General features: G+C 58.6%; 10 protein-coding genes and 5 pseudogenes. 7 read left to right on the forward strand and 8 right to left on the reverse strand.

What is annotated here, in order from left to right; all coding sequences use genetic code 11:
• Position 1: 1 nt before the first annotated feature.
• The 8 genes and pseudogenes from ISN39_RS33595 to aepX all read right to left on the reverse strand — a co-directional run bounded on the left by ISN39_RS33595 (position 2) and on the right by aepX (position 8,049).
• The gene (locus ISN39_RS33595) at positions 2-610 is read right to left on the reverse strand and encodes a CDP-alcohol phosphatidyltransferase family protein (RefSeq protein ID WP_194732288.1); all 609 of its coding nucleotides are present in this window, start codon (positions 608-610) and stop codon (positions 2-4) included.
• A gap of 77 nt (positions 611-687) precedes the next feature.
• Positions 688-1,537: pseudogene (locus ISN39_RS33600) on the reverse strand (phosphocholine cytidylyltransferase family protein).
• 50 nt (positions 1,538-1,587) lie between these two features.
• Positions 1,588-2,778 (reverse strand): aminotransferase class I/II-fold pyridoxal phosphate-dependent enzyme, encoded by a 1,191-nt coding sequence (locus tag ISN39_RS33605; protein ID WP_194732289.1) that lies wholly within the window; start codon positions 2,776-2,778, stop codon positions 1,588-1,590.
• Between the two features lie 581 nt (positions 2,779-3,359).
• The gene (locus ISN39_RS33610) at positions 3,360-4,064 is read right to left on the reverse strand and encodes an IS6 family transposase (RefSeq protein WP_194732290.1); all 705 of its coding nucleotides are present in this window, start codon (positions 4,062-4,064) and stop codon (positions 3,360-3,362) included.
• 52 nt (positions 4,065-4,116) lie between these two features.
• Positions 4,117-4,662, reverse strand: a pseudogene (locus ISN39_RS33615) (IS6 family transposase); the annotation flags it as partial.
• Between the two features lie 318 nt (positions 4,663-4,980).
• Positions 4,981-5,757: a phosphocholine cytidylyltransferase family protein gene (locus tag ISN39_RS33625; RefSeq protein WP_194732291.1), complete on the reverse strand. Its 777-nt coding sequence runs from the start codon at positions 5,755-5,757 to the stop codon at positions 4,981-4,983.
• A gap of 13 nt (positions 5,758-5,770) precedes the next feature.
• Positions 5,771-6,994, reverse strand: coding sequence for an aminotransferase class I/II-fold pyridoxal phosphate-dependent enzyme (locus tag ISN39_RS33630; protein WP_194732292.1), 1,224 nt, complete (start codon positions 6,992-6,994; stop codon positions 5,771-5,773).
• Positions 6,995-7,050: 56 nt separating this feature from the next.
• Positions 7,051-8,049, reverse strand: a complete 999-nt coding sequence (gene aepX, locus ISN39_RS33635; RefSeq protein WP_194732293.1) for a phosphoenolpyruvate mutase — start codon at positions 8,047-8,049, stop codon at positions 7,051-7,053.
• Between the two features lie 475 nt (positions 8,050-8,524).
• On the opposite strand from aepX, the pseudogene ISN39_RS33640 reads away from it, so the two are divergent.
• The 7 genes and pseudogenes from ISN39_RS33640 to ISN39_RS33665 all read left to right on the forward strand — a co-directional run.
• Positions 8,525-8,761 (forward strand): annotated as a pseudogene (locus ISN39_RS33640) (IS6 family transposase); the annotation flags it as partial.
• 538 nt (positions 8,762-9,299) lie between these two features.
• Positions 9,300-9,893, forward strand: a pseudogene (locus ISN39_RS33645) (reverse transcriptase domain-containing protein); the annotation flags it as partial.
• Positions 9,894-10,083: 190 nt separating this feature from the next.
• Entirely contained in the window at positions 10,084-10,323 is a 240-nt protein-coding gene (locus ISN39_RS33650; protein ID WP_246763590.1) for a ribbon-helix-helix protein, CopG family, read from the forward strand.
• Positions 10,324-10,466: 143 nt separating this feature from the next.
• A complete protein-coding gene (locus ISN39_RS37780; protein WP_281438350.1) occupies positions 10,467-10,694 on the forward strand; it encodes a recombinase family protein in 228 nt (75 codons plus the stop codon).
• A 44-nt stretch (positions 10,695-10,738) separates the two neighbouring features.
• On the forward strand, positions 10,739-12,145 hold the full coding sequence (locus ISN39_RS37345) for a recombinase family protein (protein ID WP_281438352.1): 1,407 nt from the start codon (positions 10,739-10,741) through the stop codon (positions 12,143-12,145).
• The gene (locus ISN39_RS33660) at positions 12,099-12,776 is read left to right on the forward strand and encodes a group II intron maturase-specific domain-containing protein (RefSeq protein WP_246763591.1); all 678 of its coding nucleotides are present in this window, start codon (positions 12,099-12,101) and stop codon (positions 12,774-12,776) included. The genes ISN39_RS37345 and ISN39_RS33660 overlap by 47 nt, the downstream gene beginning before the upstream one ends.
• Positions 12,777-12,841: 65 nt before the next feature.
• A pseudogene (locus tag ISN39_RS33665) lies at positions 12,842-13,303 on the forward strand (IS6 family transposase); the annotation flags it as partial.
• Between the last annotated feature and the right edge of the window lie 28 nt (positions 13,304-13,331).

Raw genomic sequence — 13,331 nt, forward strand, 5'->3', positions numbered from 1 at the left:
CCTATCCGATTGCGCGAATAACGAGACTGGCCGAGGCAATGACCGAGAATAGTGCGATGGCCGTGTACATGAGCCCGTTCGGAGCTTTCACCCGTATCGAGGCGACATGTAACGCTGCAAGTAGTAGGAAGCTTAGGTTTACGATGACCACAAAATTACCTGGGGGAATAATGGGCCGTAGAAGAAAGAGAAGCGCTAGCGCCGGGATATCGTAGGACAGCGGCACTCCCAGGAAGCGACCGTCGTTCGATAGTCCAAAATTGGCAAAATAACTGAGCCTAATCGCGCCCGCTAGCAGCAATGCCGTGCCAGTCGCTAGCGAAAGGCTCGATGCTTGGCTGAGTTGGATGATAATGACGGCGGGCAACACGGCGCCGTAAATAATGTCCCCGAATCCGTCGAGGCTTTTTCCCATCTTTGCGATATTAGGTTCGCGGTTTTTCGTGCGTCCTGCCACGACGCCGTCAAGATGGTCAGCCAAGACTGCCCAAAGAGCTGCTCCAACAGCCAGGTCGAGGTGACCAGCCATGGCGAGGTAAAGGCTAAGTGCGGAGCAAAGGAGGCCGCCGGTGGTGATCGCGTTGGCCGGGTCGATTAGGTATTTAAGCACTGCGACTCCTCCGTCATCTCACATCATCAAACGTGGCGGCGAGCCAGTACTCGCGCCCGGCCAGCTCCGCCGCTCCGTTAGGGTTCTTGGAAGTAGCGATTGAAGCGATCGATATGCTCGTTCGTCCCGAAACGCGCCGGTTGGTGCGCGGCTATATTCGGGGCTGGCGAAAACAGATCCTCGGCAATTCGGAGGTCCGCCTCGCTGTCGATTTCGTACCAAGAGATCGTCGCAACGGGTCGCGCCGAGCTTCAGGCCCTTCTTTTCAATCAGATGCCCAAGCAGCTCTTCGGTGTAGGCCTTGGTCGCCCCCGACCCGATCAGGTCGTCGAGCACCGGTACAATCACCTTCCTCAAGGTCTCTCCCGAGAACCTTAGGAGGTTCATCGTCTTGAAAAGCGCCGGGCCGCCCGTCACCGATAAGTTGGCGGCGGTCTGCTTCATGCGGACCTCGGTGATGATTCCGTCGGGGCCGAGAACGACCGCGGAACCTTCCATCCTCTCATCGAATGGGGCGACATCGGCAGCATCGCTGGACGGATCTTCGCGAAGCCGGCCCAATGCGTCCTCTTCGAAGAAGACGTCGCCCCCCAGCAGATAGCTATCTCCCTGCAGCAGGGCCTCACGCGCCAACCACAGGGAGTAAGCGCTGCCGGTCTTATCGAACACCGAGGATTCGATGTAGTCGATCTCGAGCCCTCCAAATCTTCGGCCGCACGCGTATTGAATGGCGTCCTTGCGGTAGCCGACGACGATCGATACATCCCGGACGCCGATCGCTTCCAGATTGCGCAGCGCGTTGTGGAGGATCGAGACGCCGTGGACCTCGACGAGGGGCTTCGGCCGAAGATCGGTCAGCGGCCGTAGCCTCGTTCCGAAACCCGCTGCAAGAATCACGGCCATCTGTGGTACGCGAGACGTCGTCATTTTGAGCTGTCCTTCCTCTCTTTGCGTGCGGCAGCGCCGCCGTCGGCGGATCATTCCCAGGCGTTCAGAGTTTCAACGAGCTGTCCGAGACCGGCTTTGAGACGGTCGAGCGGAATCCCATAGGAGAGACGTAGGCCCAGTGGATCGCCGAAGGCCGTGCCCGACACCCCGGCGACACCTGCTCTCGAGAGAAGGGTGTGGACGACGTCATCGGCGTTTCGGGTCGCGCCATTCAAAATTGTTGGGCGCAGCAGGTCCGAAAGGTCGAGGTAGAAGTAGAATCCGCCTTGGGCCCGTGGCACCGGCACGCGCTCGAGAGACGAGAGAATTTTCAGGCCCTGCTGCCTCGCGCTTGCCAGCTGCGCGCGCAGCTGGTTCTCGTAACTGCCGTCACCCCGCTCGAGGTGGGCGAGCACCGTGTGCTGCGCGATCACATTCGGGTTTGATGTGGTGTGGGACTGCAGCGCCTTGACAGTGCTGATGAAGTCCCTTGGGCCGGCAAGGTAGCCGATCCGCCACCCGGTGAGCGCCAGGGTCTTGGAGAACACGTTGATGATCAACGTCCGCGAGCGGACCTCGGGCGCCACAGTAACAATGGAATGATGGATGTGGGTCGAATGCGTGAACGCCCCGTAGCATTCGTCGAAGATCACCCAGAAGTCGTGTTCGATCGCGAGCGCGGCGATGCCGGCCAGGGTTGCGCGGTCGTAGACCACCCCCGTGGGATTGCCTGGCGTGTTGACGATGATTGCGCGGGTCTTGCCTGTAATGGCACTCTTGAGGTCTTCCAGCCGCGGCACGAACCCGTTTCCTCGGGTATCGACGAAGACGGGCTTCGCGCCGGCGATCAGCACCTGGGCTGGGAAGGTCGTCCAGTAGGGAGCTGGAACGATGACCTCGTCGCCCGGGTTCAGCAGAACCATCGCGGTGTTGAACAGGGCCTGCTTGGCGCCGGTCGTCACGGCGATCTCGTCGGCCGTCCAGATCTGGCTGGTTTCCACCGAAACCTTGCGCGCCAAAGCGTCCCGCAATTCCGCCATCCCGACGGTGTCGGTATAGCGGTTGACGCCCTTGTTGATGGCATCGATGGCGCCGTCGCGGATAGTCGGGGCAAGGTCGCTCCAGATCTCGCCGGCGGTAAGATCGATGATCTCCTTTCCGGCATCGGCCGCCGCTTTTGCTGCAGCGCGGGCGGCGGCAGTGCCCGATGATCCAAACAAGGTTGTCCGTTGCGCCAGCATCTGCGCGTCCCTCCAGCAGCATTTTCTATGATTTCGTCGGCAGGCGTCGGTGTCAGGCGGAGCCGACCAGAGGCCCTTGAACCCGGCCCGCTCGGCGAGAGCGTCGTGAGCCTCCATGAGAAATGCGACCTCGTTGGAGAGCACCAGGTTCCGCAGAATCGCCGCGGGTGCCTTTTCATAATGGCCGTTCTTTGTATTCGGAGCCGTCGATGCAAGTCGTGTCATTGTCATCACCTTCATAAAGCTGACGTTCAATGACTTTGGTAAAGTAATCAAGTGGTATAAATAATATATTATCCTCTATATTATTCATGGAATCCTATATTCCAGAATATATCGCACGGAGCCAAGCGGTTACTCAATATAGGAGAGAATATAGAGGATCCTATATCCTAAAATATATCCTACATGCCTCCGAAACCCTGCTATGAGGCGGCCGAGAATCGCTGGAAATCCCCTCATCAGCGATGTGCACCCAACAGCAGAGGACGCGGGAAGGCGGCGGACGATAAGAATGGATGTGCGGAGAGGGCGTTGTCACGTTGTTTGAATGTGGCCACGTGAGGCCGACCCTGCGCTTTTCAGGCAGGCCGTGCACTCACGGCTTCCCACGCGGCCATTGCCTGGCGTCGATGGGTTCGAATTTGTGCTGCGGAGCGATTGGTCTGGGAAGGGACGAAGAGATTTCGGACGACGGAGAAGATCGACACGAAATGTTGCAATGAGCCAACCGACCGGAAACCCTGTCGCGTTCGCTCCCGTTTTCTCAACGGCAGGTGAGAATTCTCCGCCCGGTTGTTCAAGCCTTTATGCGAGCGGTGTTCCACGTTCGGCATGACCTGGCGTTTGGCCGCCCCGTAGGAGCGCAATTTGTCGGTGATCATACGCTTTGGCGGCATGCCCTGCTTCTTCAGAAGTCGCGTCAGCAGGCGCTTGGCCGCCTTGGTGTTACGGCGCGTCTGGACGATCTCGTCGAGCACATATCCGTCCTGATCAACCGCTCTCCACAACCAGCATTTCTGACCGTTGATGCGCACCACGACTTCATCGAGGTGCCAGACATCGCCTTTCGTCGGCGCCTTGCGGCGTATGCGGCGCGCATAATCAAGGCCATGCTTTCGGCACCATCGGCGGATGGTCTCGTAGGAAACGACGATCCCGCGATCGAGCAGCATTTCCTCGACATCGCGCAGGCTCAGATTAAAGCGAAAGTAGAGCCAGACAGCACGGGCTACGATTTCGATCGGATAGCGGTGGTTCTTGTAGGTCGGTGCACTCACGGTCATGGGTGCGCTGCTACCTCAATTTCCTTACCGCTCAATCAATGTGACAGTACCGGCGGGTCAGCTTCTTGATAAACCGGTGGTCCTGCTCAATCGTGTTGTTGAGGTATTTGACCTGCCGGATCTCGATCAGCCAGAACCATCCATACAACAGCAGCAGCCAGTTGATGTTTTGCAATCCTGCCAGGTTCGCGCCGCTCTTGTCGATGACGACCTTTTCGGGCCAGCCATTGGTCTTAATCGTGCGGGCGAAGAAAGCGCTGGCCGCGGCCTCATCGCGGTGCTCAGACAGCATGAAATCAAGGGTTTTGCCGAATTTGTCGACAGCCCGATAGAAATAGGTCCACTTGCCTTTGACCTGGATATAGGTCTCGTCCATCCGCCAGGAGCTGCTGGTTGCGGATTTGCGCCGCTGGGCCTGGGAGGCAATCAGGGGCGAATATTTCACGACCCATCTGTTCAGCGTCGCGTGGTCAACGGTAACGCCGCGCTCGGCCATAATCTCTTCCAGATCACAATAGGAGACCGCATATCTCACGTAGAAAAATACCGCGTATAAAATCACGTCTTTCGGGTAATGACTGCCTTTGAAATCGACCATGATCGGGAAACTCAATCTGCCTGCTCATCTTCAACCCGGATCTACGCCTACCATACTGGTTGCAAACCCGGTGAAAAGTTTTGCGACAGAACCAATTATGTCGCCGAATCCGTCGATGCCGGTTCGGTGTGCGCCCAGCCACCACGCCGTCCAGATGATCCGCGAGAACGGCCCACAAAGCCACCGCTATCGCTATTTCGATCTGGCGATTCAAAGCGAGATACAGAGAAATCGATGAGCACAGCAAACCGGCCGTGGTTATGGCATTGGCAGGATCGATGAGGTAGCGAAGCATGCTTTGTCTCCAGGCACAAACGGCTAACAGGCCATCTCACGTGTGATGAACATCGCCTCCGCGATGCGCAGATCAGCCTCGCAGTCGATCTCGTACCACCTGACATCATCGCATTTGGCAGCCGCGATCCGAAGACCCTCACGTTCGATAAGCTGCGACAGCAGCTCCTCGGTATAGGACGTCACGGCGCCACAGCCGATGAGATCGTTGAGATACGGAACGATGGTCTGCCGCAAATCTTCGCCGGCAAAACGGATGAGATTCATGGTCTTGAAAAGAGGCTGCGCTCCCTCGTTGAGATCCGACGCGGTTTGCTTCATCCTGACCTCGGAAATGTAGCCCTTGTCATTAAGAATGACCGCGGAACCTTCCATCGATCGCTCGAACGGCGCGACCGCAGCGACATTACCTGCATCGCATAGAGTCAGATTGCGGAGGGCGTCGAGTTCGAAAAACACATCGCCTTCCAGCAGGTAGGCATCGCCTGACAGCAAGGCATGGCGAGCCAACCAAAGCGAGTATGCGCTGCCGGTCTTGTCGAAGACCGTAGATTCGACATAGCTGATGTGGATGTTCCCAAACCAATTGCCGCAAGAATACTGGATGGCGTCCTTGCGGTAGCCGACAACGATGGTCACCTCCCCGACGCCAAGGGCTTCAAGGTTGTGCAAAGCGTTGTGAAGGATCGGGGTCCCGTTCACCTCGACCAAAGGCTTTGGCCGAAGATCGGTGAGCGGTCGAAGGCGAGAGCCCATGCCCGCAGCCAATATGACAGCTCTCGTTGGAGCATTCGTTGCCATAGCAGTTCCCCTCCTATTGTTGACACGGACGCGTCTTGCCGTCTTCCCAAGCGTTGAGAAACTTGACTAGCCGACCAAGGCCTGATTCCAGCTTGTCGGGCGGAACGCCGTAGGAAAGGCGAAGGCTGAACGGGTCGCCGAACGCGGTCCCGGAGACCGTCGCGACCCCCGCTTGTGCGATCAGTTCCCAAACCAGCATGTCCGCGTCGCGGTCGCCGATCACCAGCGTCCAGGGCTCCGGCGCCAGAATGCTTTTGAGGTCGAGATAGAAATAGAAGCCGCCCATTGCCGTCGGTGCCTGGATCCTGGACAGACCCGAAAGGACGCCAAGCCCGACCTGCCGCGCAGTTGAGAGCTGCGATCGAAGCAGTTGCTCATAGCTGCCGTCGCTGTTCTGGAGATGGTAAAGCACAGCGTGCTGGGCGATCACGTTAGGGTTTGATGTCGTGTGGGACTGGAGCGCGTTCACGGCACTGATAACGTAATCCGGACCCGCGAGATATCCGATCCTCCAGCCGGTCAACGCAAGCGATTTGCTGAAAGCGTTGACGATCAGTGTCCGAGACCGCACCTCCGGGAGGACCGATACGATCGAATGATGGGCTACGTCGGTGTGGATGAACTCGCCGTAGCATTCATCGAAGATGATCCAAAGGTCATGGTGGATCGCAAGCTGCCCGATGCCACGTAGTATTTCGGCGTCGTAGACGGTGCCCGTAGGATTGTTCGGCGTGTTGATCACGATCGCACGGGTCTGTGCGGTGAGTGCAGTTTCGATGTCCTCGATGCGAAGTGCGTAACCATTGGACCGAGTGTCTACATGGACAGATATACCGCCGGCGATCCGCACCTGAGCGGGAAATGTCGTCCAATAGGGCGCCGGGATGATGACCTCGTCGCCAGGATTGAGCAGCACCATGGCAGCATTGAAGAGAGCCTGTTTGGCGCCGGTTGTAACCGCGATCTCGTTGGCTGCCCACAACTGACCGGTCTCTGTCGAAACCTTCCTAGCTAGCGCTTCGCGCAATTCCATTATGCCCACCGTATCTGTGTAGCGGTTCACTCCCTGCCGGATTGCTTCGATCGCGCCCTCCCGAATTGTTGGAGCGAGATCAGCCCAGATCTCGCCGGCGGTCAGGTCGATGATCTCCTTGCCGGCATCGGAGGCTGCCTTCGCCGCGGCGCGCGCTGCAGCGGTCCGGGATGATTTGAAGAGACTCGTCCTGTGCGCAAGCATGTGCGCCTCCTGGCGATCGCGTGTTAAAGTCCTCCGCCGGCATGCCAGCGGCACAATTAGCCGTGCTTCGGTAGATATCGCTCTTCCGCCGCCGCGAGTTCCTCGTAACGCAGCAATCCGAATACTTCGTCGAGCGTCGCAACCTCCGGCTCGATGCCGGCGATGCTTTCCTCGGCGAAAATCCGGCTGCAAACCTCTCGCATGCCGGCCACGGCCGCGCGCATGGCGTGGTTGGCCCAGATGACGGTCGAGATGCCGGCCTCCCGATACGCCGAAACGGGTGTCCGGTAGTATTTCGTGGGCACGATCACAACCGGCATCTTGTTCTGCCACTGATCTGCGAACGCAAGAACCTCCGCGGGCTCGCTTTTCCGCGAATGAATAAGTATGGCGTCCGCCCCAGCTGCGGCATAAGCCTCCGCGCGTGCCAGTGCCTCATCGAGGCCGTGGCCGGCAATCAGGGCCTCGATCCGAGCGACCAAAACGAGATCACCACCGGTAGTGTCCTTCACCGCCTTGAGGCGTCCGGAGAACTCGCCGATTTCGGCCAGCGGATGCCGGTCGCCGACAAAGGAGTTCATCTTCGGAAAACCCTTGTCCTCGAGGCACACGCCCGCCGCGCCGCGCTGCAGCAGCTTTGCCGCGAGCAACCGTGCATTGTTGAAGTTACCGAAACCACTGTCGCCATCGACAAGGATTGGCAGATCACTTGCATGTGCCATGCGGCTGACGACCTCAACGACGTCGGTCCAACTCGCCTCGTTCGCATCGCGGTAGCCGAGGCTCGCCGAAATCGAGAGGCCGGACGCCCAAAGGCCGGCAAACCCGGCCTGGCGCGCTATGGCGGCCGAAAGGCCATCATGAGCTTCCATCAGAAAGGCGAGCTCGTTCGATTGGATCAAGGTGCGTAACGCTGCCGTGCGATCCTCGACAGTGCCGATGCTCTTCGGCACGTAGGGCGTAGCCTTTGATCCCTCGACCGAACCGCACTCTCCAATTGCGCCTTCGATCTCTACTCCCTGTGGCATCACTTCGGTTGTTGACGATTTCAGCATAGTCACGCCTCCTTCATAAGGAGACGTCTACTGAAAACACTATAGAAGCAAGTGGAGAACAAAATATAAGTTTGTATATATTAGTGCCAGATTCGCTATGCGCCAATAACTCGTTGATTATAAACCGTTAAAACAAAACTACGAAAGTATATGTGCACGTATATTTTTATTTATATTCCAGCTTGGCGGAGATGGGGTGGAAATCCCACCTCTGCTGTGGCAATGGCAGCCACGCTGCATGACGGGAGGAGTGATTGGAGCATCCTCGGAATAAAGAGGGCGCTTCTTCTGCCCTTTCGAAATCCCAGTTGACTGAGCCGGCTGGAGCGCCGAGGCGGCCGGCATTGCTCCACCACCTCCCCCTGAATTGGCGATCTCGCTCAGTTGCCGCTCAAAGGTCGCCGCATCTGCGGACGGAGCCGCGGGTGGGTATTGCCAAGTTGTTTGACCTTTCTGCGTGGGCTATTCGAGCTGGATGAATACCCCATATCAAATGCCGCGCCTGAAAGGCTTTCGCTTTGCCCGTGAAATCATTGCCTATGCGGTGTGGGCTGCGCTCAGCACCGCCGATGTGGAAGACCTGCTCGCCGAACGCGGTGTCATTGTCAGCCGGGAAGCAATCCGGCTTTGGGTCAATCGTTTCGGGCGGCATTTTGCAGATTGTGTTCGGCGAGATCGGCCTGCGCCTCGCGACAAGTGGCACGTCGACGAGGGTGTGCCGCGAGGTACCCACAGCAGTGTGGGAGCCGAGCTGCACGGAAGATGAGGGTATGGCCCCTCGAAACCGACCGTCAGGGGTAGGTTTCAAACCACTGCAAGCTGCGACGGTAAAGAGCCGTGGTGGTGAGCGTTGCAGAAAAGGCGGATCTCAATCCGTCAGGTGAGGTTTAGAGAGACGAGCGCAAGCGAACCGCTGATGACGTGTCGAAAAGTGCAAGATGATGTCGAAACCGGGAGGAATTCGTTAGCCCGGGACGAGTCTGGGGGGCGACCTGATTTCTGCCCAGGCGGCATCCGGCATGAAGGCGGCGTGACTCTTAACCAGGCTTTCGTGTGGAACGTGGGAACCTGTCGCTCCGATGTTAAGGGAGAAACCCAAGCAGGCGGTCCCTGTGAGGGTGAGATTACCGAAGCGGGGCACAGGGACGGAGCAGCCCGTAGTAGCGTTGAAGGCCCTGTAATGGGGCTGGAGCGAAGGGGTTGCGTTGTTCAGCTCTTGAGTGAGGACAACCGGCGACGGGAGGATCCTCGTGGATAGAGCAAAGCCGTATGCGATTCCGAAAAGGGAGGTGTGGGAAGCCTATAAGAGGGTTAGAGCCAACCAAGGAGCGGCTGGCATTGACGGCCAGACGATTGCGGACTTTGAGGCTGATCTTACGAACAACCTGTACAAGCTCTGGAATCGGCTGACGTCGGGCAGCTACTTTCCGCCGCCGGTGCTGCGGGTCGATATACCCAAGAGCGATGGGAAGACGCGTCCGCTGGGCATACCCACAGTCGCCGATCGCATTGCGCAGATGGTGGTCAAACGCCATCTGGAACCGACGGTGGAGCCTAAATTCCATCCGGATTCCTATGGGTATCGGCCCGGCAAATCGGCACTCGATGCGATCGGCGTGGCCCGGCAGCGATGCTGGCGTTACAACTGGGTTCTTGATCTCGATATCAAGGCTTTCTTCGATAGCATCGATCCGGACCTGCTGATGCGGGCTGTGCGCAAGCACACCGATTGCCCGTGGGCGCTTCTCTACATCGAGCGATGGCTAGAAGCGCCAGTGCAGATGCCGGACGGAAGTCTCGTCGCCAGAGAACGGGGAACGCCACAGGGCGGGGTGATCACTCCCTGAACGCAAAAGGTAACTTTACGTTCGAGCGGACAATTCCACTCGATCGTTCTCGTTCTGTACTTGATCTGCGTCTCAAAAGGTAATATTCATATGACGCATGCCGCGATCAACCGATGCGCAAAAAGCGGAACGCCTCAATACGGCCCATGGGTTGCTCGCGCGTGGGCTGAGTGTGACGGAGGCTGCCTTGTCCTTGTCGCGTCAATTCGCATTATCCCGGCGTCAAGCCTATCGGTACATCGAGGAGGCGCAGTCGATCGGCCGCCCGGTGCCGGTTGTCGAGCCGGTGACGGCGGTGACGTTCAAGCTTCCGCCGAGTTTGGTCGATGCTGTCCGGGCTCGGGCGGCGGCGGAAGGGACAACCATCAGCGATATGGTGAGTCGGGCGCTGCGAGCGTTTCTCGGCGAAGCTGGCGGCCATGGCTGACCGGCGCGGCCATGATCGCAGCGTCGAGTTCGAGCATAGCTTCGATCGTCTCCATGCCGTCAAACTGGAGCAGGTCTACGGGATTTTGGTCCCAGAGCAGGTGCGTGCCATCGGCACAGAGCCGTGCGTGAGGGGGAATAACGATGAAGGTCGCCGCGATCTACGCCAGGGTATCCTCCGAACAACAAAAGGAGGAGAACACGATCGCCAGCCAGACAGCAGCGCTGGTCGAGTTCGCGCACGAGCAGGGATACAGCGTCCCCGATGAGTGGGTGATCGAGGATGAGGGCTTCAGTGGCGCCAGCCTGTTACGGCCTGGTCTGGAGCGAATGCGCGATCTGGCTGCAGAGGGTCACTTCAGGCCATCCTGATCTACGCGCCGGACCGGCTGAGTCGCAAATATGCCTATCAGGTCCTGCTGACCGAGGAGTTTGCCCGTCATGGCGTGGAGACGATCTTCCTGAAGGCACCACATTCGGACACGCCGGAAGATCAGTTGATGCTGCAATTCCAGGGCATGATCGCCGAGTACGAGCGGGCACAGATTCTCGAACGATCCCGCCGTGGCAAGCGCCACCGCGCCAAGGCCGGGGAAGTCTCTGTGCTGTGCGGCGCGCCCTATGGTTATCGCTACATTCGCAAGACCAGCGATGCGCCGGCACGTTACGAGATCGACACCGCTGAATACGAGAAATATACGGTGGACGGCCTGAGCATCGGCGCGATCGCCCGGCTGTTGCGCGAGATGGGGCTGCCCACGCGCCGACGGGTGACCCGCTGGGAGCGCTCGGTCGTTTGGGCGATCCTGCGCAACCCGGCCTACAAGGGTACAGCCTGCTTTAACAAGACACAGGTCGGGGCGAGACAGAAGGTGACGAAGCCTTTCCGCTTGTCAGGGCGGGCGGTCCATGGGGAAAAGAGCAGTGGTCACGAACGGCCGCGCGATGAATGGATTGAGATACCGGTCCCGGCGATCGTCAGTGACGAGACATTCACGCTGGCGGCAGAGCGCCTGGCTGATAACAAGCGCTTCGCGCCCCGCCGGACCATCGAGCCCAGCATCGTCCAGGGATTGGTCTCTTGTCGTAAATGCGGCTATGCGTTGTCACGGACGTCGACTCGCAGTTCGGCGCGCAAAATCCACTACTACCGCTGCCTTGGCTCGGACGCATGGCGCCATCTTTGCGGGGCGGTGTGCGACAGCAAGCCGATCCGCCAGGATCTGCTCGATCAGATCGTGTGGCAGGAAGTCATCCGCCTGATTGAAGACCCGACACTCATCCAGGTCGAACTCGACCGGCGCCTTGATGCCGCCCGTGCGGCCGAACCGACGAAGCGGCGCCAGGAAGCACTCGAACGCGAACTGACACGGATAGGGAAAAGCAAGGAGCGCCTGCTCACGGCCTATCAAGAGGATCTCGTATCCCTCGACGAACTACGCCGCCGGATGCCGGAACTTCGTGCCCGCGAGCAATCCATGCACGCCGAACTGCAGGCGATCGTCGATCAAGCCGCCGACCGGATGTCGTTCCTACGCTTGGCCGAAACCTTGACCGCCTTCCTTCAGCGGCTGCGCGAGTCGGCGGGATCGCTGGACATTACCGAGCGCCAGAAAATCGTCCGACTCCTGGTCAAGGAAGTATTGGTCGACAACGATACCATCATGATCCGGCATTCGATCCCGTCACATCCCAAAATGCCACCCAGCGGCAGCGAGCCGCACTCAAGTGGCACATTGCCGACGGACGACAAAAGTTACCTTTTGCGTTCAGGGAGTGATCAGCCCCCTCTTGGCAAACCTCTTTCTTCACTATGCGTTTGACATGTGGATGTGTCGGAATTTCCCGGACATTCCGTTTGAGCGCTATGCTGACGACGCGATCTGTCATTGTCGGACCGAGGACCAGGCGATGGCGCTTCAGAAAGCTCTGGACGCGCGTTTTACTGACTGCGGGCTGACGCTTCATCCTGACAAGACTAAAATCGTCTACTGTAAGGATGAAAGTCGGCGAGGTACTCACCCGGTCTACAAGTTCGACTTTCTCGGCTACACTTTCCAGCCGAGACTGGTGAGCAAGAAGGCCGGGGGCATGAGTGTCTCATTCAGTCCCGCTGCCAGTCCAACGGCGCTCAAGGCGATCCGGGGCACGATCCGTAGTTGGTCCTTGCACCTTCGCAGTGACAAGGCTCTCGATGATCTGGCACGGATGTTCAACTCATACATCCGCGGCTGGATCAATTACTATGGTCGGTTCTGTCCTTCAGCTCTCCAACCTACGCTCTGGAGCATCGAACGATACTTGGCTCGATGGGCTACGGGAAAGTACAAGTCCTTGCGTAGGCACAAGCGGCGATCCCGACATTGGCTTTTGCGCATCGCGCAGCGCCAACCTCGGTTGTTCGCCCATTGGCCTCTGCTTCATGGATACGGTCGAACAATGGGAGCCGGATGATGCGAGAGTATCACGTCCGGTTCTGAGAGAGCGTGGGGGTGAAACTCCCCCGCGCCACTCGCCGTGTGGTGGCCATCAATGGCAAGAAGCAGTGGCTCTGGCGTGCCATCGATCAGGACGGCTTCGTCCTCGAAGTGCTGGTGCAAAGCCGCCGAAATGCCAAGGCGGCAAAGCGCCTGATGCGCAAGTTGCTGAAGGCTCAAGGGCGGACACCACGGGTCATGATCACCGACAAGCTCCGGTCCTATGATGCCGCCAGGCGCGACCTCATGCCCGGTGTCGAACACCGGTCGCACAAAGGCCTCAATAATCGAGCGGAAAATTCGCACCAGCCGACCCGACGACGCGAAAGGATCATGAAACGCTTCAAGTCGGCACGCCAGCTTCAGCGGTTCGTTTCCATCCATGATCCGATTGCCAACCTGTTCCACTTTCCCCGCAATACGCTGTCATCGGCTCAACATCGAGACCTGCGTAACGCCGCCATGCAAATCTGGAACAAAATCGCGTGTGTCGCCGCAGCCTGACAGCCGTCCCGGCCAGCTATCGCTGCAT

Origin of the sequence: Rhizobium sp. 007 (assembly GCF_015353075.1) — a bacterium.
Lineage (GTDB): Bacteria > Pseudomonadota > Alphaproteobacteria > Rhizobiales > Rhizobiaceae > Rhizobium.

Excerpts from the sequence above, each read along its gene's own strand:
- ISN39_RS33605 (WP_194732289.1), bottom strand. The coding sequence starts at position 2,778 with ATGCTGGCGCAACGGACAACCTTGTTTGGATCATCGGGCACTGCCGCC.
- ISN39_RS33610 (WP_194732290.1), bottom strand. The coding sequence starts at position 4,064 with ATGACCGTGAGTGCACCGACCTACAAGAACCACCGCTATCCGATCGAA.
- ISN39_RS33625 (WP_194732291.1), bottom strand. The coding sequence starts at position 5,757 with ATGGCAACGAATGCTCCAACGAGAGCTGTCATATTGGCTGCGGGCATG.
- ISN39_RS33630 (WP_194732292.1), bottom strand. The coding sequence starts at position 6,994 with ATGCTTGCGCACAGGACGAGTCTCTTCAAATCATCCCGGACCGCTGCA.
- aepX (WP_194732293.1), bottom strand. The coding sequence starts at position 8,049 with ATGCTGAAATCGTCAACAACCGAAGTGATGCCACAGGGAGTAGAGATC.
- ISN39_RS37780 (WP_281438350.1), top strand. The coding sequence starts at position 10,467 with ATGAAGGTCGCCGCGATCTACGCCAGGGTATCCTCCGAACAACAAAAG.